24 protein-coding genes are annotated in these 25,302 nt (G+C 47.7%); 15 read left to right on the top strand and 9 right to left on the bottom strand.

What is annotated here, in order from left to right:
- Positions 1-19 precede the first annotated feature (19 nt).
- Positions 20-937, top strand: a complete 918-nt coding sequence (locus OO774_RS14990; RefSeq protein WP_014230527.1) for a bifunctional GNAT family N-acetyltransferase/hotdog fold thioesterase — start codon at positions 20-22, stop codon at positions 935-937.
- Here the strand turns inward: OO774_RS14990 and OO774_RS14985 are convergent.
- The 4 genes from OO774_RS14985 to hslR all read right to left on the bottom strand — a co-directional run bounded on the left by OO774_RS14985 (position 923) and on the right by hslR (position 6,503).
- The gene (locus OO774_RS14985) at positions 923-3,100 is read right to left on the bottom strand and encodes an AsmA family protein (protein ID WP_264903393.1); all 2,178 of its coding nucleotides are present in this window, start codon (positions 3,098-3,100) and stop codon (positions 923-925) included. The genes OO774_RS14990 and OO774_RS14985 overlap by 15 nt on opposite strands.
- Before the next feature lie 144 nt (positions 3,101-3,244).
- Positions 3,245-4,873, bottom strand: coding sequence for a phosphoenolpyruvate carboxykinase (ATP) (gene pckA, locus OO774_RS14980; RefSeq protein ID WP_264903392.1), 1,629 nt, complete (start codon positions 4,871-4,873; stop codon positions 3,245-3,247).
- Between the two features lie 336 nt (positions 4,874-5,209).
- Complete coding sequence (gene hslO / locus OO774_RS14975; protein WP_264903391.1) at positions 5,210-6,085, bottom strand: Hsp33 family molecular chaperone HslO; 876 nt, start codon at positions 6,083-6,085, stop codon at positions 5,210-5,212.
- 31 nt (positions 6,086-6,116) lie between these two features.
- Positions 6,117-6,503 carry a ribosome-associated heat shock protein Hsp15 gene (gene hslR / locus OO774_RS14970; RefSeq protein ID WP_264903390.1) on the bottom strand — a complete coding sequence of 129 codons (387 nt, stop codon included), beginning with the start codon at positions 6,501-6,503 and terminating at the stop codon, positions 6,117-6,119.
- Between the two features lie 250 nt (positions 6,504-6,753).
- Here hslR and gspC point away from each other — a divergent pair, with 250 nt between their 5' ends.
- The 12 genes from gspC to OO774_RS14910 are packed head-to-tail and all read left to right on the top strand — an operon-like array spanning position 6,754 to position 18,042.
- Entirely contained in the window at positions 6,754-7,671 is a 918-nt protein-coding gene (gspC, locus tag OO774_RS14965; protein ID WP_264903389.1) for a type II secretion system protein GspC, read from the top strand.
- Positions 7,672-7,707: 36 nt separating this feature from the next.
- Complete coding sequence (gene gspD, locus OO774_RS14960; RefSeq protein WP_264903388.1) at positions 7,708-9,726, top strand: type II secretion system secretin GspD; 2,019 nt, start codon at positions 7,708-7,710, stop codon at positions 9,724-9,726.
- Positions 9,726-11,228 carry a type II secretion system ATPase GspE gene (gene gspE / locus OO774_RS14955; RefSeq protein ID WP_264903387.1) on the top strand — a complete coding sequence of 501 codons (1,503 nt, stop codon included), beginning with the start codon at positions 9,726-9,728 and terminating at the stop codon, positions 11,226-11,228. Before gspD ends, gspE begins: the two co-directional genes overlap by 1 nt.
- Positions 11,228-12,445, top strand: a complete 1,218-nt coding sequence (gene gspF, locus OO774_RS14950) for a type II secretion system inner membrane protein GspF (RefSeq protein WP_264903386.1) — start codon at positions 11,228-11,230, stop codon at positions 12,443-12,445. Before gspE ends, gspF begins: the two co-directional genes overlap by 1 nt.
- A 60-nt stretch (positions 12,446-12,505) precedes the next feature.
- Positions 12,506-12,949 carry a type II secretion system major pseudopilin GspG gene (gspG, locus tag OO774_RS14945; protein WP_264903385.1) on the top strand — a complete coding sequence of 148 codons (444 nt, stop codon included), beginning with the start codon at positions 12,506-12,508 and terminating at the stop codon, positions 12,947-12,949.
- A gap of 32 nt (positions 12,950-12,981) precedes the next feature.
- Positions 12,982-13,581, top strand: coding sequence for a GspH/FimT family pseudopilin (locus tag OO774_RS14940; RefSeq protein ID WP_264903384.1), 600 nt, complete (start codon positions 12,982-12,984; stop codon positions 13,579-13,581).
- Positions 13,568-13,957: a type II secretion system minor pseudopilin GspI gene (gspI, locus tag OO774_RS14935; protein WP_264903383.1), complete on the top strand. Its 390-nt coding sequence runs from the start codon at positions 13,568-13,570 to the stop codon at positions 13,955-13,957. Before OO774_RS14940 ends, gspI begins: the two co-directional genes overlap by 14 nt.
- Positions 13,944-14,609, top strand: coding sequence for a type II secretion system minor pseudopilin GspJ (gspJ, locus tag OO774_RS14930; RefSeq protein WP_264903382.1), 666 nt, complete (start codon positions 13,944-13,946; stop codon positions 14,607-14,609). Before gspI ends, gspJ begins: the two co-directional genes overlap by 14 nt.
- A complete protein-coding gene (gene gspK, locus OO774_RS14925; RefSeq protein ID WP_264903381.1) occupies positions 14,602-15,612 on the top strand; it encodes a type II secretion system minor pseudopilin GspK in 1,011 nt (336 codons plus the stop codon). Before gspJ ends, gspK begins: the two co-directional genes overlap by 8 nt.
- Complete coding sequence (gspL, locus tag OO774_RS14920; protein ID WP_264903380.1) at positions 15,581-16,780, top strand: type II secretion system protein GspL; 1,200 nt, start codon at positions 15,581-15,583, stop codon at positions 16,778-16,780. The genes gspK and gspL overlap by 32 nt, the downstream gene beginning before the upstream one ends.
- A gap of 7 nt (positions 16,781-16,787) precedes the next feature.
- On the top strand, positions 16,788-17,279 hold the full coding sequence (locus tag OO774_RS14915; RefSeq protein WP_264903379.1) for a type II secretion system protein M: 492 nt from the start codon (positions 16,788-16,790) through the stop codon (positions 17,277-17,279).
- Between the two features lies 1 nt (position 17,280).
- Complete coding sequence (locus OO774_RS14910) at positions 17,281-18,042, top strand: type II secretion system protein N (RefSeq protein ID WP_264903378.1); 762 nt, start codon at positions 17,281-17,283, stop codon at positions 18,040-18,042.
- 283 nt (positions 18,043-18,325) lie between these two features.
- Here OO774_RS14910 and cysQ read toward each other — a convergent pair whose 3' ends face one another.
- The 4 genes from cysQ to OO774_RS14890 form a co-directional block, all read right to left on the bottom strand.
- Complete coding sequence (cysQ, locus tag OO774_RS14905) at positions 18,326-19,153, bottom strand: 3'(2'),5'-bisphosphate nucleotidase CysQ (RefSeq protein WP_264903377.1); 828 nt, start codon at positions 19,151-19,153, stop codon at positions 18,326-18,328.
- A 44-nt stretch (positions 19,154-19,197) separates the two neighbouring features.
- The gene (gene nudE / locus OO774_RS14900; protein WP_264903376.1) at positions 19,198-19,761 is read right to left on the bottom strand and encodes an ADP compounds hydrolase NudE; all 564 of its coding nucleotides are present in this window, start codon (positions 19,759-19,761) and stop codon (positions 19,198-19,200) included.
- 160 nt (positions 19,762-19,921) lie between these two features.
- Positions 19,922-20,506, bottom strand: coding sequence for a Fe-S biogenesis protein NfuA (nfuA, locus tag OO774_RS14895; protein ID WP_014230546.1), 585 nt, complete (start codon positions 20,504-20,506; stop codon positions 19,922-19,924).
- Between the two features lie 96 nt (positions 20,507-20,602).
- Entirely contained in the window at positions 20,603-21,325 is a 723-nt protein-coding gene (locus OO774_RS14890; protein WP_264903375.1) for a phosphoribosyltransferase family protein, read from the bottom strand.
- Positions 21,326-21,409: 84 nt separating this feature from the next.
- Here OO774_RS14890 and bioH point away from each other — a divergent pair, with 84 nt between their 5' ends.
- Positions 21,410-22,177: a pimeloyl-ACP methyl ester esterase BioH gene (gene bioH, locus OO774_RS14885; RefSeq protein WP_264903374.1), complete on the top strand. Its 768-nt coding sequence runs from the start codon at positions 21,410-21,412 to the stop codon at positions 22,175-22,177.
- 113 nt (positions 22,178-22,290) lie between these two features.
- A complete protein-coding gene (locus OO774_RS14880; protein ID WP_264903373.1) occupies positions 22,291-22,755 on the top strand; it encodes an ATP-dependent Lon protease in 465 nt (154 codons plus the stop codon).
- Between the two features lie 82 nt (positions 22,756-22,837).
- Here OO774_RS14880 and OO774_RS14875 read toward each other — a convergent pair whose 3' ends face one another.
- On the bottom strand, positions 22,838-25,168 hold the full coding sequence (locus OO774_RS14875; protein ID WP_264903372.1) for a Tex family protein: 2,331 nt from the start codon (positions 25,166-25,168) through the stop codon (positions 22,838-22,840).
- Positions 25,169-25,302: the final 134 nt, after the last annotated feature.

Here is a 25,302-nt window from a genome sequence, read left to right as displayed (position 1 = left end):
GTTCTTTCAAAGGAATGATATGTTCAAACTCATTACTCCAAAAACCGAAAACCAGCTTAACAAGTATTATCAGTTCCGCTGGCAGATGTTACGTGAGCCGTGGCGAATGCCGATCGGGTCGGAACGTGATGAATACGATGGTATGAGTCACCACCGGATGATTGTGGATGGCCGAGGCCGCCCGATGGCGATTGGGCGTCTTTATATTACCCCAGACAATGACGGTCAGATTCGTTACATGGCGGTAAAAAGTAATCGCCGTGGTAAAGGCATGGGTTCATTAGTGTTAGTGGCACTAGAGTCTCTAGCACGCCAGGAAGGTGCGAAACGCTTGGTATGTAATGCCCGTGAAGATGCGATTGCGTTCTATGAGAAAAGTGGTTTTGAGCGCCGTGGTGAGCTGACTGATGAGCGTGGCCCGGTCCGTCACCAACAAATGGTTAAACCTCTGGACCCGATGGCCAATGTTCTGCGCCGCCCTGAGTGGTGTACGGAGCTTCAGAAGCGATGGGAAGAGCAAATCCCGATTAGTGACAAAATGGGGATTAAGATTAATCAATACACGGGTTATCAATTTGAATGTTGCGCCCAGCTTAACCCTAACCTGAACCCTCACAATACCATGTTTGCTGGCTCTGCTTTTACCTTGGCGACATTGACTGGGTGGGGAATGACCTGGTTACTGCTTAAAGAGCGTGGTCTGCACGGTGATATTGTTCTTGCGGACAGCTCGATTCGTTATCGCCAACCCGTGGAACAAAACCCTGTTGCCAGCACATCGCTTGACGGTATCAGCGGTGACTTGGACCGACTGAAGTCGGGCCGTAAAGCGCGAATCGTGATTCATGTAGTGATTTATAGTGGTGATACGCCAGCCGTCGATTTTGTCGGGACTTACATGCTAATCCCTAATTATTCGCAATTACTCAGCTGTTAGCGCTTCGTCGGCAGCAGCATTTATTGTTGGCTCATTTTCTTCCACTATCTCTTCAACCAACTCGTCTTCCTGCAGCTCTAAATTGATGTCCGAAATAGGGGCTGCAGGCTCGGTTTCTTCTTGACCTGATTCCGGTAACGCAGAACCATCTTGCGGTGGTAATACTTGGTTTTTATTAGGTTGAATGCACTTATTCGTCTCGGGTTCAGGGCTGAAAAGGTCACCAGTAATCAAGCCGCATTGTTCTTGCAGTTGATACTCTATTCCGCTTAATGGATTGTTAGCCAGATCGAAAGCACCAGATAGTTTACCTTTGATAGCAGCGCCTGAAATGGTGATGGGTTTCATAACGACCTCCCCACGTTGCGCTTGCAGGCGGACGGGAGATAATGTGATGGGTTTAAGTGACTTATCTGCTTGTGAACGCAGAGTTATTTCACGTAAATTGGCTTCGACAGCGCCGGTTAAGCTGTACGCCAGCATATTGTGATCTCCCGCCAGACCTTGGAGCTCAAGGTTGAGATCAGAAAAACCTTCTACGGCTAATACGTCAGGTAGATAAGCGTGGAACAGTCGCAAAGGGATACCATCTGCATCTAAGTTTAGTGTCCATGGTTGGCTGGTGGTACTGACATCAATCTGTCCGTAACCTTCGATATAACCTTGCTTTAATGGAGCAAACAAACGAGTCAATTGCCACAACCCATTGTCGCTTTGAGTTGACAGCGCAGCATGAGTTGTTACAACCTTATCATAACTGGCGTTGACGACGCTGACGTCCAGATTGCCATTCCACACGGTCCAGTGCTTCGCTAAGCGTTTGATTTCAAGTTGGCGACCTTCTAAGTTCAGTCCTGAAACCTGCCAATAGGGCTGCTGTGATATCTGAATGATCTGGCTGTGTTCGATATCAAGCTGGTTTATCGCGAGCTCTTTTAGTTCGTTCGTCGCCACTTGCCACCAATCAGAGCTGTCCTCTGGCTGTATGGCCCACTTCAAGCCCTGAATTGAGGCTGTTTCTATCTGCCATCGGGTTGGCTTGAACTGGCCCGAAACCTGAATACGACCTTGTTGCCACCAATCAGAGCTGTCCTCTGGCTGTATGGCCCACTTCAAGCCCTGAATTGAGGCTGTTTCTATCTGCCATCGGGTTGGCTTGAACTGGCCCGAAACCTGAATACGACCTTGTTGCCAGTCTAAGTCGAGTTCTTTCAGCTCGATCTGACCGGGCGTCATTGTCGCGCTTAAGCGTGGTTCGATCGCGGTTTGTTCCTGAAAGCGAACACTGTCGGCTTGAAGAGATACCTGAGCTTGTGTATGCCAAAGCGAGAGCGGAAGTTCAGCATCTTCCAACGAAAGATCTAAATTTTGCCAGTGCCAATCTCCCCACTCGATATCCGCATTGAGCAAGTCTAAGCTATTAATATGGTTGATTTTGAATGGTATCTGTTGCCATGGTTTCGCAAGTAGAGATTTTAGCTGCGTATCGTTTATTTTTAGTTTGTTGAGGGTGACATTAACCAAAGACCAGCCTTGAGGGTACTGTTCCCCTTGACCGGAAACCTGGCTGCCTCGCCATTCAAACGACGAACCGTAGAGTGTGCTATTTTCAGGTCGATAATCCATATCTAGCAAGACATTATCGAAAGCTTCACCGTTCCAGTATATTTGAGCTGCGGATAGCTGTATTTCACCATAAGGCACTTCATACGGGCTGTTATGCCAATCAGGCGCTTGAACTTGAACGTTTAACCCATTGACCACTAATTGGTTGTTGGAGTATTCAAGATTCTTAACGGCCACTTGGTGGAACAGGACAGCGCTGAGATCGGGTAAGGCAGGCATCCCTTTTTGTAAGCTCACACCATCGATAAGCAAACTATCGACAATCCACTTTCCATCACGACGCACATCTGGGTTCAGCCATACATCGATTTGTTCAATGTAGGAAGCACGTTCGTTTTTAGTTCGAATACCTTGCACAGTGAGGTGATAAGGAAAGTCGTAATACACCTTATCTGCCTGAACAGATAGGTTCAGATGCTGTGAAATAAAGCCCCAGGTTTGGTTAGCATAGGAAGTAGCAAGCAGCGCAATAACGGTTGCTGGGATAGCAATCAGTAATACCAGTAACAGAATTAGAATTCGAAGCGCTGTTTTCATCCTTGCCAGAACCTGCGTAAAAGTAGGGAAGTCTGCTTTAGCTTGTATCAATCTTAAGTGGGATTCAATAAAAAGCCCCTCAAAAGAGGGGCTTGTAGAATATTTTGGTAACCAAGTCACTCTCGACTGGTTTATTGCATCACATTAGTCAAGTTGTGGGCCTGCAGCAACCAGGGATTTACCTTCTGCGTTGTCTGTGTATTTATCAAAGTTATTGATAAAGCGTTCCGCTAGATCTTTCGCTTTGCTTTCCCATTGCAGTGGATCAACATAAGTATCACGTGGATCAAGAATGCTTGGATCAACACCTGGTAGTGAAGTCGGAACTTCAAGGTTGAAGATTGGGATTTGCTTTGTTGCTGCATCTTCAATTGAACCGTCTAGGATTGCATCAATAATTCCGCGAGTATCCTGAATTGAGATACGTTTACCGCTACCGTTCCAACCCGTGTTGACCAGGTAAGCTTCTGCACCTGCTGCTTCCATACGTTTAACCAGTACTTCTGCATACTTAGTTGGGTGAAGTGTTAGGAACGCAGCACCAAAACATGCAGAGAAGGTTGGCGTCGGCTCAGTGATACCGCGCTCAGTACCTGCTAGTTTAGCAGTAAAGCCAGACAGGAAGTGGTACTTGGTTTGTTCTGGCGTCAGTTTTGATACTGGAGGAAGCACACCAAACGCGTCAGCTGACAGGAAGATCACTTTGTTCGCGTGACCGCCTTTTGAAACAGGCTTAACGATGTTTTCAATGTGGTAAAGCGGGTAAGAAACACGAGTGTTCTCTGTCTTAGAGCCATCATCAAAGTCGATAGAGCCATCGTTACGTACCGTTACGTTTTCTAGCAGCGCATCGCGGCGGATAGCGTTGTAGATATCAGGCTCGGCTTCTTTCGATAGTTTGATGGTCTTCGCGTAACAACCACCTTCGAAGTTAAATACGCCGTCGTCATCCCAACCGTGTTCATCATCGCCAATTAGGGCACGTTTAGGGTCAGTAGAAAGCGTTGTTTTACCTGTACCAGATAGGCCAAAGAAGATCGCTACATCGCCATCTTCGCCCATGTTTGCACTACAGTGCATTGATGCGATGTCTTTCAGAGGAAGGAAGTAGTTCATCATTGCGAACATGCCTTTCTTCATCTCACCACCGTACCAAGTACCGCCGATAAGCTGAGTACGTTCAGTCAAGTTGAATACAGTGAAGTTTTCAGAGTTAAGACCTTGCTCTTCCCATTTAGGGTTAGTGCATTTCGCGCCATTCATAACAACGAAGTCTGGTTCAAACGTTGCCAGCTCTTCTTCTGTTGGGCGGATGAACATGTTTTTCACGAAGTGCGCTTGCCATGCAACTTCGGTGATAACACGAATGCTCAAGCGTGTATCAGGGTTTGCACCACAGTAACCGTCAATCACAAACAGGCGTTTGCCAGAAAGTTGGTTTGCCACCAATTCTTTTAGCTCATTCCACACTTCTTGGTTGATTGGCTTGTTATCATTTTTAACTGCGTCAGAAGTCCACCACATGTTTTCTTCTGTTGTAGCATCTTTCACGATGTATTTATCTTTTGGTGAGCGACCAGTAAAGATGCCTGTGTCTACAGCAACCGCACCCAATTCAGTAACCACACCGCGTTCATAACCGGTTAGTTCTTCACGCGTCTCTTCTTCAAACAGCACTTCGTAGCTAGGGTTGCGCAGAACCTCTTTTACGTTGTGCAGTCCATGTCTGGTTAGATCAAGTGTTGCAGCCTTTGTATGTTCCATAACGGTCATAGGTGCTCCTTATAAGGATTTTGTAGGGATTTTGTAAGAATGTTTTAATTTTTATCTGCTCACCATGCTAGCAACGGGACCGGGAGAAAACAGGGATATAGTTCAAAATTTATCCACGATATTGTTGGGGTTTTAGGTGACCCGTCACATATTGGTTGGAATAGTTTATCGTGCGCGCAATCCTTTACGCTAGGGCAAAATAATTATTAATCACTTAAAATTAAGCGGTTATTTTATTACGTCAAAAGTTAGGTTTTACGGGGGTTGGGTCACAAAAAGGCCAGCATTAAGCTGGCCTTTTGAAGGGGGAATTACGTGCTTGATAAGCTATGAAAATTAATGCAGCGTTTTTTTGTCCGTTGAAGCTTGTGCGTAGAGGGCTGTAATCTCAGATTCATCAAAGGAATATGTTGTCCCGCAGTAATCACAATGTAAAGAAACGGATCCGACCTCGGCCAAAATGTCATAAATTTCTGCTTTCTCAACAGTGACGATAGCAGCACCACTGCGCTCACGAGAACAACCACATTGGAATGATACTGGTTGAGGTTCGTACAGACGCACTTTGTCCTGGTTGTATAAACGGTAGAGTAGCTCATTGGCTTCTAAGCTGAACAGCTCTTGCTCTTTTACTGTGTCAGTCAGTTGTTCTAAGTGTTCAAAATCATCAGGAGAACCAGTACCGTCGGGCATCACCTGAATCAGCATACCCGCTGCATGCGGTTTACCTTCAAATTCACCCGTGCGGATCCAAAGACGCGTTTTTAGCTGCTCAGAGTTTGCGAAATAGCCTTCGAGAACTTCTGCCAGATTGTCGCCCTCTAAGCCAACCACACCTTGGTAACGTTCGCCTGCTTTAGGTTCGATTGTGATCACCATATGACCTTTACCCATCATATCGTGAAGGCTAGCATCATCGGCAATATCGCCTTCCCAGCGGGCAACACCACGAATTCTCTGTTTGTGGTCACCATTGATGACGGCAAGAGAAACCGGACCATCACCTTGCAGCTGAATCGTGATTGAGCCTTCGAATTTAAGTGTTGCGGTTAAAAGAGTGGTCGATACGAGTAGCTCACCCAACAGTTTTTGTACTGCTGCCGGATATTCCTTGCTGGAGATAATACGCTGGTACGCTTCGTCCAATTGTACCAACTCGCCACGAACTGAAAGGTCTTCAAATAGGTAGCGGTTTAAAACATTATTTGCCATGGAGTGATTTCCTCGTTGGTATTTCCGGCGTTTATTGATGCTTGAACTTAATGATGTCACGGCGCTGCTTTTTATCAGGGCGGCGTTCCGGACTTGGGTTGTGGGCATTAAGTTTCCGTTGAGTCGCGTGTTCTTCTCGCTTTGTAATACTGTCTTCAGTTTCGCGATACAGAGTCTGTGCGATTGGTGCCCCGCGACGTTGATCAGAGATTTTCTCGATGATCACCGTTTTTTCTTCGTTGCCTTGACGAAGTTTAATTTCGGCACCCAACTCAACTATTTTGCTTGGTTTGCTTCGTTGGCCATTATAGTGGACTTTACCGCCATCGACCATGTTACGAGCGATGGAGCGGGTTTTATAAAATCTTGCGGCCCAAAGCCATTTATCTAGCCTAACGGCTTCATTTACGGAACTCATACAACACTACGCTATCTAACCACTGCTATTTACAGCAATGAGTGATGGATTATTCACCTACAGATGGAGCCAAGGCCTATTTTTTTCAAGGGAGTTGGCAAAAACTGAAGAAGAAAAAGGTAAGTAATATTCGTTATGATATAGTTGACTGCTATTTTTTTGTTAGTAATTTTACTGTCATTATAGAAGTGATAGAGTCGATGTTTTTTATAGCCAGATCGACCTATATCGAAAGAAAGGAATCAATTTAGTGAAGCGAATAGAGCTGAGTGCTGGATTATCGAGCAGCCCACTACTGGCTCAGATGAAATCCAATAACTACGCGATTCAAACCAAGCTTAGTTTGCTATTTACTTGTTTATTTATCGCGCTAGTCGGATGGCTGCTCGGAAAAGTAGTGTGGTTACTGATCCCACAAACGGCGGAAATAACGCCATGGCGACCTACAGCAGGTAATATTATTGCTGGCAATAACGACAACGCAATTGATTTCAACGCCCTTCAAAATGCTCACTTATTCGGTCAATACACTGAAAACAAACCTGTCATTATCGATCAACCTGTTGTCAAAGATGCACCTAAGACTCGTCTGAACTTAACTCTCGTTGGGGCTGTGGCCAGTAATCAGGTGCAAAGCAGTTTAGCGGTTATTGCCAATCGAGGTAAACAGTCAACCTATGGTATCGGTGAAGAAATCGAAGGCACACGTGCGACATTGAAAGCCGTATTAGTCGATCGTGTCATCATCGATAACCAAGGCCGTGACGAAACGCTGATGATGCAGGGAGTTGAGTATAACAAGTTATCTGAATCGCCACAGCTGAGGCGAGCGCAGGCTGTCCAGCAGGAGTCTGTGGTGGGTGACAAATTGGAGCAAATCCGCGAGGAAATCGCTCAAGATCCGAAAAGTGTTTTTAAATACATCAGCATTTCACCCGTGAAGAATGGTGACGACATTATTGGTTACCGAGTTGCTCCGGGGCGCGAAGCCGCATTGTTTAATGATGTGGGCTTAGAGTCTGGTGATATTGCCGTACAACTCAACGGGATCGACTTAAGTGACCCTTCTTCTTCAGCTGAATTGATGCAAATAATGAGCGATCCGCAAGAGCTGAATCTGACTGTTGTGCGTGAAGGCCAGCAGTACGAAATCTATATCCAATTGTAATACTTAGGCTATCAGCGTAAGTGCAGGGAGACATACGTGAAACATTGGTTAAGCAAAAGTGCTTGGTTATTGGTAGGGAGCCTACTCTGGGCTCCGGGTACGATAGCAAATGAATTTAGTGCCAGCTTTAAAGGTACGGATATTCAGGAATTTATTAACATCGTTGGTCGTAATTTAGAAAAAACCATCATTGTTGATCCATCGGTCCGTGGAAAAATTGATGTCCGTAGTTATGACGTACTGAATGAAGAGCAATACTACAGCTTTTTCCTTAACGTACTCGAAGTTTACGGCTATGCCGTCGTCGAGATGGACAACGGCGTACTGAAAGTGATTAAAGCGAAAGACTCGAAAACTTCTGCGATCCCAGTTTTAGGTGATAGCAGCGCGCAAGGCGACAGTGTTATCACCCGAGTTGTTGCGGTACGTAATGTATCGGTACGTGAATTGTCTCCTTTGCTGCGTCAGTTAATTAACAATGCAGGTGCCGGTAACGTGGTTCACTATGATCCAGCCAACATCATCCTGATCACGGGTCGTGCGGCGGTGGTCAATCGCTTGGCGGAAATCATTAAACGCGTTGACCAGGCGGGTGACAAAGAAATTGAGCTGGTTGAGCTACGTAATGCCTCGGCAGCAGAGATGGTGCGTATTGTCGAAGCACTAAACAAAAGCACCAATCAAAAAAGCACACCAGAATTCCTTGAGCCTAAGATCGTGGCTGATGACCGCACCAATGCGATTCTTATCTCGGGTGATCCTAAAGTACGCGCTCGTCTTAAACGCTTAATTCGTCAGCTTGACGTGGAAATGGCGACCAAAGGTAACAACCGGGTGGTCTACCTTAAGAACGCCAAAGCCGAAGATTTAGTCGATGTCCTAAAAGGCGTATCTGATAACCTACAAGCGGAAAAGCAAGCAGGTCAGGGACAGAAATCAACACAGCGTGGCGAAGTGGTGATCGCAGCTCACCCTGCAACCAATGCGCTCGTGCTGACTGCGCCACCAGATATCATGATGGCTTTACAAGATGTTATTGCCCAGCTTGATATCCGCCGAGCACAGGTATTGATTGAAGCGCTGATTGTTGAAATGTCGGAAGGTGATGGTATTAACCTTGGCGTTCAATGGGGCTCGCTAGAGACGGGCGCTGTGATTCAGTACGGTTCTGGTGCGCAAATCGGCGAAGTCATGGTTGGTCTGGAAGAAGCGAAAGACACCACACAGACAGAAAGCTACTGGGATAGCGATTCAAGTAGCTGGCAAACTCGTGAGTACACCGAAGAAGGTGATTATTCTACACTGGCCTCTGCGTTGAGTGGCGTCAACGGCGCAGCAATGAGTATTGTGATGGGTGACTGGACAGCACTGATTAATGCCGTGGCGACGGATTCAAACTCTAACATCCTGTCATCTCCGAGCATTACGGTGATGGATAACGGTGAAGCCTCATTTATTGTTGGTGAGGAAGTACCGGTTATTACTGGTTCGACTGCCGGCTCAAACAACGACAACCCATTCCAGACCGTGGACCGTAAAGAAGTCGGTATCAAGCTGAAAGTGGTACCACAAATTAACGAAGGGGATTCCGTTCAATTGAATATTGAACAAGAAGTGTCGAACGTTTTAGGTGCCAATGGTGCGGTCGATGTTCGCTTTGCCAAGCGTCAGCTAAACACGTCAGTCATGGTTCAGGATGGTCAGATGCTCGTGCTGGGTGGCTTGGTGGATGAGCGCGCACTGGAGAGTGTGGCAAAAGTTCCTCTACTGGGTGATATACCAGTTCTTGGTCACTTGTTTAAGTCAACCAGTACGGAAACACAAAAGCGTAACCTGATGGTGTTCATTAAGCCAACCATTATCCGTGATGGCATGACGGCAGATGGTATTACTCAGCGTAAGTACAACTTCATTCGTGCAGAGCAATTGTATAAAGCGGAGCAAGGCTTGCAACTGATGGCGGATGATAAAGTTCCATTGATGCCTGAGTATGGACAAGATCGCGAGCATCCCGCTGAGATCCAGGCATTTCTTGATCAGATGAGTGTGAACTAATGGTTGATATGTTAGACACAGTGCCAAGTATGCGTCGTCTGCCATTCAGTTTTGCCAATCGCTTTAAACTGGTGCTGGAGACGGAACATCCTGAGCGCCCACCCATTCTCTATTATGTGGAGCCGCTTAATCCGGCGGCTCTGGTTGAAGTTCGTCGTGTGATTAAACAGAGCTTCGTACCTCAGCCTATCGACCAGGAAGCGTTCGATAAAAAGCTGACTGAAGCGTACCAGCGAGATTCTTCTGAAGCGCGTCAGCTGATGGAAGACATCGGTGCAGACAGTGATGATTTCTTCTCTCTGGCAGAAGAGTTGCCACATGATGAAGACTTGCTTGAGTCCGAAGACGACGCCCCAATCATTAAATTGATTAACGCAATGTTGGGAGAAGCCATCAAAGAAGGGGCTTCGGATATTCACATTGAAACGTTCGAGAAAAAGCTCTCTATTCGTTTCCGTGTCGATGGCGTATTACGTGAAGTCCTGACACCTAGTCGCAAGCTAGCGCCTCTTCTGGTTTCCCGTGTCAAAGTCATGGCCAAGCTGGATATTGCAGAAAAACGTGTGCCTCAGGATGGTCGCATTTCCTTGCGTATCGGTGGTCGCGCCGTTGATGTGCGTGTTTCGACCATGCCATCTTCACACGGTGAGCGTGTGGTGATGCGTCTGCTCGATAAGAATTCCACGCGCCTTGATCTGCACAGCTTGGGAATGACTCGCTCAGTACATGATAATTTCCGTCATCTTATTCAGCGCCCACACGGCATCATCTTGGTTACCGGTCCGACAGGTTCTGGTAAATCAACAACTTTGTATGCTGGCTTGCAAGAAATCAACAGTAACGAACGCAACATCCTGACGGTAGAAGACCCGATCGAATTTGATATCGACGGTATTGGTCAGACACAGGTCAACACTAAAGTGGACATGACATTTGCTCGTGGCCTACGTGCAATATTGCGTCAAGACCCGGATGTGGTGATGGTTGGTGAGATCCGTGACTTAGAAACAGCACAAATCGCCGTGCAAGCCTCCTTGACTGGTCACTTAGTGATGTCAACGCTTCACACCAACACCGCAGTCGGTGCTATTACTCGTCTGCGTGATATGGGGATTGAACCATTCTTGATTTCATCGTCACTATTGGGCGTGTTAGCGCAGCGTCTGATTCGTACTCTCTGCCCGGATTGCAAGCAACCTTATGAGGCGGATAGAGAGCAAAAGAAACTGTTTGGTATTGCTGAACACGAATCTTTAGTTCTGCATCGAGCGGTAGGCTGTGAAGCGTGCAACCAAAAGGGGTACCGAGGTCGAACAGGTATTCACGAGTTGGTAATGGTCGATGAAAAAGTTCAAGAGTTGATCCATAGCGAAGCGGGTGAGCAAGAGGTTGAAAAAGCAGTTCGAGCGCATACGCCAAGTATTCGTAGTGATGGTTTAAGCAAGGTACGTCTTGGTATTACGTCACTTGAAGAAGTGATGCGAGTGACGAAGGAAGCGTAATGGCTGCATTTGAGTACAAAGCGCTGGATGGCAAAGGGAAACAAAAGAAAGGCACTATAGAAGGCGATAATGCACGTCAGGTGCGCCAACGTCTCAAAGAGCAGGGAATGATCCCGATTGAAGTGATGGAGGCGAAGGCAAAAGCGGTCAAATCGTCAGGCTCTGTGAGTTTTAAGCGTGGCATCAAAACCGCAGAATTAGCTTTGATTACACGCCAGCTTTCAACTCTAGTACAGTCGGGTATGCCACTTGAGGAATGTTTGCGTGCGGTTTCTGATCAAGCAGAGAAACCGCGCATTCGAACCATGATGGCTGCAGTCCGCTCTAAAGTGACCGAAGGTTATGCTCTGGCGGATAGCTTGGCGGATTATCCTCATGTGTTTGATGATCTGTTTCGCTCGATGGTGGCGGCGGGAGAAAAATCAGGACACTTGGATGCAGTATTGGAGCGTCTGGCGGATTACGTAGAAAACCGGCAAAAAATGCGCTCTAAATTGCTGCAAGCGATGATTTATCCAGTAGTTTTGGTGGTCTTTGCGGTTGCTATTGTCTCGTTTCTACTCGCCACAGTGGTACCAAAAATCATCGACCCGATTATTCAGATGGGACAAGAACTGCCGCAATCAACCCAAGTTCTTCTGGCTGCCAGTGAGTTTATTCAGGAGTGGGGACTGATTATTTTTGCCATTTTAGTGGTGTTTTTCTACGGCCTTAAACTGGCCTTGCAAAAGCCTGATTTCCGACTTTCCTGGGATAAAAAAATTCTTAACTTACCGCTGTTAGGTAAGATTTCTAGAGGTATTAATACCGCGAGGTTTGCTCGTACACTTTCGATTTGTACCTCTAGCGCTATCCCTATTCTTGAAGGGATGCGTGTCGCGGTGGACGTAATGTCAAACCGCTACGTAAAACAGCAGGTGATGGTGGCTGCGGATAATGTGCGTGAAGGGGCAAGCTTACGTCGGGCGCTTGATCAAACCCGTTTATTCCCGCCAATGATGCTACATATGATTGCCAGTGGTGAGCAAAGTGGCGAGCTGGAAAGTATGCTTACTCGTGCCGCGGATAACCAGGACCAGAACTTTGAATCAACCGTTAACATTGCATTGGGCATTTTCACCCCGGTATTGATTGCACTCATGGCTGGTTTAGTACTGTTCATCGTTATGGCGACCTTGATGCCAATGCTAGAAATGAATAACTTAATGAGCGGATAATATTCGGGTTAAGGGATGTCTACTAAAGGCGTTCCTTCAATCTAACTTTCGGAGAAAAAAATGAACTTTAAGCGCAGTAAACAACGCGGCTTTACACTGTTAGAAGTGATGGTAGTGGTCGTGATTTTAGGTATTTTGGCAAGTTTTGTTGTACCAAACTTACTTGGCAACAAAGAAAAGGCAGACCAACAAAAAGCGATCACAGATATTGTGGCGTTAGAAAACGCTTTGGATATGTACAAACTAGATAATAACGTTTATCCAACCACCGATCAGGGCTTGGACGCATTAGTGAACAAACCGTCAAACCCTGAGCCACGTAACTACCGTGATGGTGGCTACATTAAGCGTCTTCCTAATGACCCTTGGGGTTATGAATACCAATACCTGAGCCCGGGTGATAATGGCACGATTGATATCTTTACCTTGGGTGCTGATGGTCAAGAGGGTGGTGAAGGTCCAGCTGCGGATATCGGCAACTGGAATATGCAAGATTACCAATAATCGTGACCGTTAAACCAGCGCCAAGGAAGCAAATGCGAAAACATCAAGCGTTTACATTAATAGAAATTCTATTGGTGCTGGTTTTATTATCTCTGACCGCCTTAGCGGTCGTCACGACATTGCCTACCAGTCAGAAAGACCTTTCAAAACAATATGCACAAAGTTTTTTCCAGCGCTTACTGCTGCTTAATGAAGAGGCGATACTGAGCGGTAAAGATTTTGGTGTCCGAGTTGATGACGTTCAATCGACCTATTCATTACTGAGTATGAGCGCTGAGGGCTGGCAACCACTAGAAATGAGACAGATACCCAGTGAAACCGCTCTGGATGAAGGTATCTCGTTGCAATTGGACCTAGGTGGTGGTGCTTGGGACAACGATGATCGTTTGTTTGAGCCAGGCTCGCTGTTTGATGAAGATATGTTTGCCGAACAGGAGCAAGAGGAAAAAAGTAAGCCGCCACAAGTGTTCGTGTTTTCCAGCGCGGAACTGACACCGTTTACTTTGTCTTTCTTTCCCCAAAATGGCGATGCATTGAATGATGGCTGGCGTGTTGTGGGTAAAGAGTCCGGTCAGATTTTGTTGTTAGCACCGGGAGAAGAAGCAGAAGAGGATGAGAATGCGCAATTTTAAGCGAACTCACCCGAGCGTAGCGGGTCATCGCTCCAAAGGCATGACATTGCTAGAGGTGCTGGTTGCTCTAGCTATTTTTGCGACAGCGGCCATTAGCGTGATTCGCTCTGTGAGCCAACACATTAATACGGTTAGCTACTTAGAAGAAAAAATGTTTGCAGCAATGGTTGTGGATAATCAAATGGCGAATGTGATGTTAGCCACCAGTGAACTCAAAGCGAAAAATGGCACTGAGCAACTGGCTGGACGCACTTGGTACTGGAAAGTTGCGCCCGTCGCTACCACACAGCCATTGCTGAAAGCATTTGATGTGAGCGTCGCAACAGCGAAAGACGCGAGCCCGCTTGTGACGGTACGCAGTTATGTGGCGCAGTAGGATGCATAGCGTGACTAAATACCACAAGCAAAACGGTTTTACACTTATCGAAGTGTTGGTGTCGATTGCGATTTTTGCCAGCTTGAGCGTTGCTGCCTATCAGGTGGTATCACAGATACAGCGTAGCAACCTGCTTTCTCAAGAACGTACTACGCGTTTGAATGAGCTGCAACGTACGATGGTAATGATGGATAATGACTTTCGTCAGATGGCCTTGCGTCGCACTCGTACCGATGGAGAAGACCCGACAAGCCAGCTGATTTTTTGGTCAGACTATTTACTAGACTCCGATGCCAAAGGGGTGATGTATGCGCGTTTGGGTTGGCACAACCCGCAACAGCAGTTTCCCCGTGGTGAAGTCACCAAAGTTGGTTATCGCCTCAAAGGCGAGACTCTGCAACGTATCTGGTGGCGCTATCCGGATACACCCGTTGGGCAGGAAGGGATAGTTACGCCACTACTGAAGCAAGTCGAAGCATTCGATATTCGCTTTTATGATGGTGAAAAATGGCAGAGTGATTGGGAGAGCAACGATACCTTGCCCAAAGCGGTATCCGTGGTACTGACGCTAAAGGACTACGGCAAAATCACGCGCACTTACCTTACACCGGATGGCAAGCTGGTTGAGTTAGAGGAGAGTGACAATGGCTAAACGTCAGCGTGGTGTCGCTTTACTTATCGTTCTCATGTTGCTGGCAATCATGACCACGGTTGCAGCAAGCATGTCTGAGCGATTATTTGCTCAGTTTCAGCGTGGTGCTAACCAAATCAATTTCCAACAGGCGTATTGGTATAGCTTAGGCGTCGAAGCGCTGGCAAAAGTGGGTATTGAGCAAAGCTATAAGGATACCGACACCATCAACTTGAGCCAGCCTTGGGCAATAAAAGATCAGGTCTACCCGCTTGATTATGGTCAGGCCAGCGGACGGATTGTGGATAAGCAAGCGTGCTTTAACCTCAACGTGTTGAGCCGTGTGCAGTCGACCAGTCAGCAAACGGCCAGGCCTTATCTGGTTCAGGTTCTGCAACGCTTACTAGAAGAGTCGGAAGTGGATCCGTATCAAGCGGAAGTGATTGCTGACTCGACTTGGGAGTACGTTGACAGCGACTCTGTGGTTCGTTCAACGACAGGGGTTGAAGACAGTACTTATGAAGCGATGAGTCCTGCTTATTTATCGCCAAATAGCTGGATGGCGGATAAGACCGAGTTACGTTCAGTCTATCAGGTGAGTGGCGAGTTCTATCAAAAAATCGCACCGTTAGTTTGTGCACTACCCAGTGATGACTGGCGTCTGAACGTGAATACTATTGACGTTGAACAAGCACCAATTTTAGTCGCAATGTTCTCACCCGGTTTGAGCAACAGTGATGCGGTGCAGTTGATAGAGAAGCGCCCATTCGATGGCTGGGATAATGTCGAAGCGTTTTTAGCCGAGTCAGAATTAGCGGGCTTAAATGAAAATATCACGAAGGAAGCCAAAGCTTATTTAGGCGTCGATAGTGCTTTCTTCGAATTAGATGCACAAGTGCTGGTGGATGATTCACGCGTGCGTATCCGCAGCCTTTTGCAAAGTACAAACAGAGACACAGTGACGGTAGTACGCCGTCGTTTTGGAGGGATCAGTGAGCGAGTTTCTGACCGTTCGGCTGAGTAGCGAACAACAAAGTACCATTCCTTGGGTGGTGTGGTCGACAGAGCAGCAGGAAGTGATTGCCAGCGGCGAAATCGCCGGGTGGGAACATCTGGATGAGTTAGTGCCTTATGCTAACCAGCGTCCGGTGTTTGCTTTACTGGCAAGTAACGATGTCGTGCTCACTCAAGTGGACATCCCCGCGGGCGCAGAACGTCAGTTCGACACCATGCTGCCTTACTTGGTGGAAGACGAAGTCGCACAAGATGTCGATAGCCTTCACTTTACCGTATTAGGCAAGCAGTCAGGTAAAGCGCAAATCTGTGCGGTTGAGCGAGCGTGGATCCAAACCGTGCTGCAGCGCTTCTCAAGTCAGGGAATGACAATTAAGCGTGTTTTGCCAGATGTGTTGGCACTACCCGTGAATGAGAACAGCAGTGCTGCACTCATGGGTGAACAGTGGCTGATTCGCCATTCTCAAACCGAAGGCGCGGTGGTCGATGTTTCATGGCTAGACCTTTATCTCTCATCTTATCTGCAAAGCCATGAAGGTTGGAAACTCGACTGTTACAGTTCGGTTCCGGTGTCTGCCGTCAGTGAAGTGTGGATTGCTCAGCCAGAAGAAATGACGATGGCGTTGTTAGCCAGAGGTGTGGTTGAGAGCAAAGCCAACTTACTCACTGGAGAATTTAAACCGAAATCGTCTTGGGGTAAATACTGGAAAATATGGCAAAAAACCGCTATCGCTGCGGGTGTTTTGTTAGTGGTGATGGTCGCTCAACAGTTACTGATGGTACATAAGTATGAGGCTCAGGCTCAGGCTTATCGTGAAGAAAGTGAACGTATTTTCCGCCAAGTGTTCCCGGGCAAAAAACGCATTCCAACCGTCAGCTACCTTAAACGTCAAATGACCGATGAAGAGCGTCGCTTATCTGGTGGTTCTGGTGATGAAGCCATGTTGATCTGGTTAGCCGCGCTTCCTGCCACGCTAGGTCAGGTTGATGATCTGCTAATCACCAGTTTTAAATACGATGGTCAACGTGGGGAAGTCAGAATCCACGCGCGCAGCTCGGATTTTCAGCCTTTTGAGCAGGCTCGAGTGAAGCTCGCAGAAAAGTTTAATGTTGAGCAAGGCCAGCTTAATCGCAACGACAAAGTTGTGATGGGCAGTTTTGTATTGAAACGTTTGTGAGGTGGTGATGAAAAATTTAATCTCTCAAGTCCAGACTTGGTGGGGCAGCATCTCACAGCGTGAACAGCGTATGGTGATGGGATGTGGGGTCCTTGTAATTCTCGGTTTCGTTTACTGGGGCATATTACAACCGATGAACCAGCGAGCAGAATTGGCGCAGTCAAGAATACAGAGTGAGAAACAGCTCCTTACCTGGGTGCAAGGCAAAGCGAACGACATTACGGCACTGCGCAAGAGTGGCGGTGTGACCTACTCGAATCAGCCTCTTAACCAGTTAGTGTCTTCTTCGGCACGTCGTTATAAGGTTGAGTTGATACGCGTACAGCCGCGTAATGAGAGCGTTCAGGTGTGGATCAAGCCTTTAGCCTTTAACCAAATGGTTGACTGGTTACGTTATTTGAAAGAGCAGCAAGGTATCGAGGTCGAATTTTTAGATATTGATCGAACCGAACAGGCGGGCATGATCGAGGTGAACCGCCTGCAGTTTAAGCGAGGATAAAGTGAAGCGAGTTGTACTTTATGCAGTCATCTTTATTGTCTGCTTCTCAGTGAGTTTATTGGTGGGGTTACCAGTATCCTGGGTACTTCAACACAGTCCTACGGTGAGAGGACTCGATATCCAGGGGCCCCAGGGCACAATATGGCAAGGTCAGGCATCCAATGTGCGCTGGCAACGTCAAAATCTGGGTGAAGTTAGTTGGGATTTCCAATGGTCTGCACTGCTTGCTGGTAAAGCAGAATTTGCTGTGCGTTTTGGTCGTGGCAGCGATATGGACGTGCGAGGACGTGGCTTAGTTGGCTATGGTTTGTTTGGTGATGCCTACGCAAAAGACTTAGTGGCCTCTGTCCCGGCGATAAAAGTCGTTGAGCAGGTGCGCTTACCTGTGCCGGTTGGTGTCGATGGGCAGTTGGAACTCAACATTCACCATGCAACCTATGCTTCTCCTTGGTGTGGAACGGGTGATGGCACCCTGGTATGGAGTGCAAGTGGTATACAAAGTCCATTAGGGCGTTTAGATCTCGGTCTGGTCGTAGCCGATTTGAACTGTAAAGACAGCGTGCTGACTGCATCCGGCGAACAAAATAGCCCGCAAGTTTCAGCGGCGTTTTCGGCTGAGTTAAGGCCGAATCAGCGTTACTCGACGAAAGCCTGGTTTAAGCCAGGTGCCGAATTCCCTTCAGCGATGGGGGATCAGCTGCAATGGCTCGGCAAGCCAAACGCACAGGGACAATATGAGTTTGATTATAAAGGACGCTTTTAAGTCAAAGCCGAAAACAGACAGAGAAAAGAGCTGCCAATGTGCAGCTCTTTTTGTTTTTGGATCATAGTAGGCCAAACCCTTTAATCGCTGTACGAGAAAATGCCCTATCCACACAATTCTAAATAACCTTATGATTTAAAACTGTTTTATTTGAATCTGTACAGCTTGATTAGCTTTTGGATCATAGTAGGCTAAATACCTAGATCGCTGTACGGCGATAAAAAGAAAGGCCACGAATTAGATTCGTGACCTTGTAGAAGTTCGTTCTGTTGCAGGGAGAAAATTAATCTTTACGCTGAAGAATCTCATTCCAAGGCAGCGTTTCATCACCTAAGACGATGAAGTTAGGGTTTTCCAACGTTTCGCGTTCATTGTAAGACAGCGGTTCTAATTGAGTGCTTAGAATGCGACCTCCCGCCTCTTCAACAATACACTGTGTTGCGGCCGTATCCCACTCACCCGTTGGCCCCAAGCGGAGATAGCAGTCCACCGCACCTTCAGCGACTAAACACGCTTTCAACGCAGCAGAACCAAGTGGGATCAGCTCGTAATTCCAGGCGCTGCTCATGCGATTGGTGATGCGGTTGATGTCCTGACGACGACTAATCGCAATTGCAATGTTCTGTCCAGGCTGCTCGTGCTTATGAGTGTGCACTCTGACACTCTCGGACATATCTGGAATCTTCCATGCTCCTTTTCCGCTGTAGGCATAATAAGTGACACCGGAAACAGGGCCATACACGACCCCCATCGTCGGTTGGTTGTTGTCGACTAAGGCGATAATTGTCGCGAAGTCACCGCTGCGTGCAATGAACTCCTGAGTACCATCGAGAGGGTCGACCAGCCAATAACGCTGCCATTGGGCACGTTTTTCCAGGCTGATGTCAGCGTCTTCTTCAGACAATACAGGAATATCTGGCGTTAGTTCGCTCAGACGTTCGATGATGAATTTGTGTGCGGCAAGATCAGCGCTGGTGACCGGGGTTTCATCACTTTTGGTGAATTCTTCGTATTGCTTCTTTTGATAGATATCGAGAATCAACTGTCCGGCACTGCGGGCGATCTCAATAACTTGAGGGAGCAGGTGAGATAAATCTTTTGTCATTGGCATAGGTGATTGTCCTTCCTCACAACGATGATTTGGCTCTGTTGTTGTTATTGGTTGTGAGTGGTATTGAGTAAATGTTTCAGCGCTAACATTAATGCGGTGATGCTGCGCGCTTCACAGAAATCCATGTGTGTGATCAGCTCTTCAGCTTGCGCCAGTGGCCAACGCACAATTTCCAGTGGCTCGGGTTCATCACCCTCTTGTTTTTCCGGATATAGCGCCTGTCCTAAAAACAGGGTCATTTTGCTCGAAAAGTAAGAGGGCGCGAGGATAACTTGTTTTAAAGCGGTTAATTGATTACAGCCAAAACCGATTTCTTCTTTCAGCTCGCGGTCTGCCGCCTGATGTGGCGTTTCTCCCGGATCGATAAGACCTTTGGGAAAGCCCAATTCATACCGTTCTGTACCAGCCGCGTACTCGCGTACCAACAGGAGATCGCCCTGTTCGGTAACAGGCACAACCATAACGGCATCTCGGCCACTCGGTTTCATACGCTCGTAAGTGCGATGTTCTCCATTAGAAAAGCGAAGGTCGAGGGCTTCCACTGCAAACAGCTTAGACTTTGCGACCGTCTGACAAGAGAGAATCTCTGGTGGGGTCCTTTTCGACATAGCGCTGGCTCCTTGGTGTCGTTGGGTTTTTACGAGGTGCGTAAGATTCTTAATATATGAAAAGTCTGCCTGAGTTGCTAGCTGGAATTTATCGCTCTGGCGAATGCTAGATACAAAAACGGGAGACCTGAGTCTCCCATTTTCAATGACAGTACTTACCTTAATAGTAAGAGTGGTCACCACGATCATGTTCTGTAGCATCGCGAACCGCAGTTAGTTCACCAGAGAACTGGTTTAGTAGTTCTTTTTCGATACCTTCTTTCAGTGTTACGTCGACCATTGAACAACCATTGCAGCCACCACCAAATGCAACGATAGCCACACCTTCATCAGTGATCTCCACCAGACTTACGTGACCGCCGTGGCCAGCAAGCTGTGGGTTCACCTGAGTTTGGATAGCGTATTCAACACGCTCAACAAGCGGCGCATCATCAGACACTTTGCGCATTTTAGCGTTTGGCGCTTTTAGCGTCAGTTGAGAACCCATTTTGTCTGTAACGAAGTCGATTTCAGCGTCTTCAAGGAATGGCAGGCTCAACTCATCAACGTATGCTGAAAAGCCGCTGTATGGGAGCACTGTGTCGGTTCCTTCCACCGCTTCAGGTGGGCAGTAAGACACACCACATTCAGCGTTTTGTGTACCTGGGTTTACAACGAAAATACGAATGTTAGTCCCTTCTGGCTGTTGACCGAGAAGATTAGCGAAATGCGTTTGCGCAGTTTCTGTAATAGTAATATTTGACACGACAATACCCGAGTAAATTTGTAGGTTACTGCTGCTATTCTACTCTTGTTGGCGTATGGATCTAGTTTTTTTGCTGATAAGGCATAGTAAAGCGATCTAGAGCGAAGTAGGAGCAGGTGTTCTGCAGATGCAGTAAATATCGATGCTTTCTACACCAACTTCAAGTAGTAATTGGCATAATTGTCGTACCGTACTGCCCGTTGTGACGACATCATCGACAATCGCTACGTGTTCAAATATCGGCTTCTTATTGAGCACAAATGCCCCTTGTAAATTTTGCTCCCGGTTAGATTTTTTATGGCCTCGTTGGGAATCTGCGTATTTGATTCGACGAAATAATTTGGGGTCAAAATGGCTATCCAGATGGGTTGCCAAGTGTCTGGCGAGCACATCACTTTGATTGAATCCGCGCGATAAATAGCGTCGCCAATGCAGCGGAACGCTGGTGATAAGCGGAGCGGGCGCGGTAATACGAGTGGCAAGCAACTGAGTCAGCGCGTCGACGTGCCAACTCTCGCCATGATCTTTAAAGCGTTGAACCTCGCGAGACAGAGGAAACGCATAGTCACCGAGAGTGATGAGTCGTTGCCAGGGAGGCGGGTCGGCTAAACACTCGCCACACACTGAATCGTCTATTTCTGTTTCCTGCATAGCCAAACCACATTGTTGGCACCTTTTAATTGGATTAAGGTACTGAAAGCAATGGCTACACCAGCGAAGTGGGTTAGGCAGTTGCGATGTGTCCAGAGGCAACCTGCACAAGCCGCATTGGCTGCCGAGCACATGATGCATGATGTTTTGCCAGTGATGAGATAACATACAACTTATTCAGGCTGAGGTTTTTCACAGACTAACGCCGGGATGTAAGCGTAAGGAATAAGTTAAGTGGGAGAGATTGAGAGCATGAGCACGAATTTACACTGGCAGTCGTTTGGTCAGGGGCCAGATTTGGTGTTGCTGCATGGCTGGGGAATGAATGGCGCGGTTTGGCAACAAACCATCGAGTCCCTTCAGTCCAGTTTTCGGGTGCACGTGGTTGACCTTCCAGGATACGGCCACAGCGCTGAACATCATGGCGAAGATTTAGCTCAGATTGCTCAGATGGTGCTAAAAGACGCGCCAGACAAAGCGGTTTGGCTGGGCTGGTCATTAGGCGGTTTGGTGGCGACTCATATTGCGCTTAATGCACCAGAGCGCGTGAATAAACTCATCACTGTGGCGAGCTCTCCTAAATTTGCGGCAGAGAAAACATGGCGTGGTATTCAACCTAAGGTTTTGAGTGCTTTTACCGAGCAGTTGCTGGAAGATTTTTCACTCACAATCGAGCGTTTTATGGCGCTGCAAGCAATGGGCAGCCCATCCGCGCGTAAAGACGTCAAACTGCTTAAGCAAGCGGTGCTCTCTCGCCCTCAGCCGAATCCAGACTCACTGCTGGTAGGGTTAAACATATTGGCTGATGTTGATCTGCGCGATGCGCTTACGTCGCTGACCATGCCGATGTTGCGTTTGTATGGACGACTAGACGGACTGGTGCCGATTAAAGTCGCCAGCGATCTCAATCAACAGCTGCCACACACTGAGCATAGCATCTTCGGCCAGTCTTCTCATGCGCCGTTTATGACCGAACATGACGCATTTTGTGCTCAAGTTCGAGAATTTGCTGTCCGCTAACGGTTCGTGGGGCAAAAAACTCAAGTTGTTTAAAAAGTGGTCGATATAGGGTTTGAGCTAGGCTGTAGTTGCTAGCGGCATAGACGAGTGGGCGACTCTGAGGAGGGTTCGCAATGATTGTGTCACCGACCAACGTAAGTGTGCCATTGATCGCCCCGTCCGTGAATGTGCAAACGGAGCAAGCGGCTCGTGATAACAAAGTCCGGGAGCCTGTGACGCCAACGACGGCATTGGCCAAAACCAGTGCTGAGCGCCGAGTAAAAGGGGATGACAAACGGCGACGTCAGTCTGCTTGGGACCCTTCTGAGCACCCCAGTTATGAAGGGGAGCCTGAAGTTGACGCTGGTTACTCTGAAGAACCAGCCGATACGTTAGAACGGCTTTTCGGATTACTTGCGCTCAAGTCGTACAGTGAAGAACAGGGCAAAGGCTATACGATACGCTTTCGCTTACCAAAGCGCATTCTGGATGCTGCGATCTATCAAGGATTGATGGAAAGGCGCAGGAAAGTGATCAAGTTTCATTATGGTCATTCGGTCGCGCCTCATACGCCGTCAGACGTGATAGCAGTATTGTAATAACTCAACACTCTACTCAAATAAAAACGCTCCAGTCAGAGCTAACTGACTGGAGCGTTTTCTTTTTTGTTTTTAACGGAATTTACTTTTTCGCCTTGGCAAAAGCCGCGGCAAAAGCGCCACCCATTGCGTTATTTCCTAATGCATTATTTGATGAGGAATTATCACGACGTGGTTGGCGACGTTGCTGATCATTACGACGCGGCGCATCAGAACGCTGGCTGCGATTGTCCTGGCCCGGCTCATCGTTAAGACGCATCGACAGAGCAATACGTTTACGCTGAACATCGACTTCCATCACTTTTACTTTGACGATGTCACCCGCTTTGACCACTTCACGCGGGTCAGAGACAAAGCGATCCGTCAGTGCTGAGATGTGTACCAATCCGTCTTGATGGACACCGATATCAACGAATGCACCAAAGTTAGCCACGTTTGAGACAACACCTTCCAGAATCATGCCTGGCTCAAGATCCGCCACGGTATTTACGCCATCAGCAAAGGTCGCGGTTTTAAACTCAGGGCGAGGGTCACGGCCCGGTTTATCCAGCTCTTTGATGATGTCGGTCACCGTTGGAACACCAAAGCTGTCGTCAGTATAATCCACAGCATGCAAGCTTTTCAGGAACGTTGTATCACCGATGAGTGCTTTAATGTCTTTGCTGTTTTTCGCTGCAATGGTTTTGACCACTGGGTAGGCTTCCGGGTGAACCGAAGAGGCGTCCAGCGGGTTTTTGCCATCCATGATACGCAGGAAACCAGCACACTGTTCAAAGGCTTTTGGCCCTAAGCGAGGCACTTTTTTCAGTGTGGTGCGCGCGTCAAAGCGGCCGTTTTCATCCCGAAAATCAACAATGTTCTGTGCGATGGTCGTTGACAGGCCCGCTACGCGAGTTAATAGAGCAGCCGATGCAGTGTTGACGTCAACACCCACGGCGTTTACACAGTCTTCTACCACTGCGTCCAGACGTTTTGCCAGCATCGATTGGCTGACGTCATGTTGGTATTGACCCACACCGATCGATTTCGGATCGATTTTCACCAGCTCGGCCAGAGGATCTTGCAAACGACGGGCAATAGAAACAGCGCCACGCAGTGAAACGTCCATATTCGGGAACTCTTTCGCCGCCAATTCGGATGCTGAGTAAACCGATGCGCCAGCTTCGCTGACCATGATCTTTTGTACTTTCAGGTTGCCGCGTTTAATGATGTCTGCGACAAAGCTGTCAGTCTCGCGAGAAGCCGTACCGTTACCAATCGCGATCAAATCAACGTTAAACTTGCGTACCAATTGGTCCACAATCTGAGCAGATTTATCGTATTGTTTTTGCGGTGGATGAGGGTAGATAGTCTCAGTTGCCAGTACCTTACCTGTGGAATCAACCACAGCGATTTTAGAACCAGTACGCAGACCCGGATCCAGACCTAGCGTAGCACGTGGACCTGCTGGCGCTGCCATTAATAAATCTTTCAGGTTGGTAGCGAACACATCAATCGCTTCGATTTCTGCACGCTCTTTCATCGCACCCATCAGCTCGGTTTCCATGTGCATCGACACTTTGATGCGCCATGCCCAGCTGATTACCTGTTTACGCCACGTATCTGCCGGTGCATTGCTCAGGGTCACGCCATAATGGTCTGCAATAATGGTTTCGCAGTAAGACTGACGAACGCCTTCTTCCTGTTCTGGGTCGGCATTCATTGCCAAGGTAAGGAAACCCTCGTTACGGCCACGCAGCATCGCAAGAGCGCGGTGTGATGGCACTTTGCTGAGAGGCTCATTGTGGCTGAAGTAGTCTTTAAACTTCTCACCTTCATTCTCTTTGCCTTCGACAACCCGAGCAACGAGCTCTGCATTGCGGTTCAGATGTACACGAATCTTTTCTAGCAGATTGGCGTCTTCGGCGATACGTTCCATAATGATGGCACGTGCGCCATCCAATGCCGCTTTGATATCCGCGACACCTTTATCTGCGTCAAGGTACTTGCTGGCTTCGCTTTCTGGCTCAGTTTGTGGATGATTCCACAGAGCGTCAGCGAGTGGTTCTAAACCGGCTTCAATTGCTATTTGGCCTTTGGTGCGACGTTTAGGTTTGTAAGGCAGGTAAAGATCTTCGAGACGAGTTTTACTGTCTGCCTGAGTGATTTCTTTTTCCAGCTCAGACGTCAGCTTACCTTGCTCCTGGATAGATTTCAGAATGGTCTGACGACGGTCGTCCAGTTCACGCAGATATGACAGGCGACTGTCTAGCGTACGCAGTTGGGTATCATCAAGTCCACCGGTCACCTCTTTACGGTAACGCGCGATAAAAGGGACCGTGTTCCCGTCGTCGATTAGGGTGACAGCAGCGTTGACTTGCTCTGAGCGAACATTTAGCTCTTGAGCAATCATGCGACAGATAGCTTGGCTCATCCGTGTATTCTCTTTCTATTCAGTTGAGTTTCATTATTGATATAAACATTGGGGTCATTCGATGAATTTACAATGTTTTAAATTAGCAACACAAAAATTTACCGGGCGCTGGTGGACATCAGTCAGGTTTGTGT

The organism is Vibrio sp. STUT-A11 (assembly GCF_026000435.1).
Taxonomy (GTDB): domain Bacteria; phylum Pseudomonadota; class Gammaproteobacteria; order Enterobacterales; family Vibrionaceae; genus Vibrio.
The sequence above is the reverse complement of the archived record's forward strand: the minus strand, read 5'-3'. Positions and strand labels throughout refer to the sequence as shown.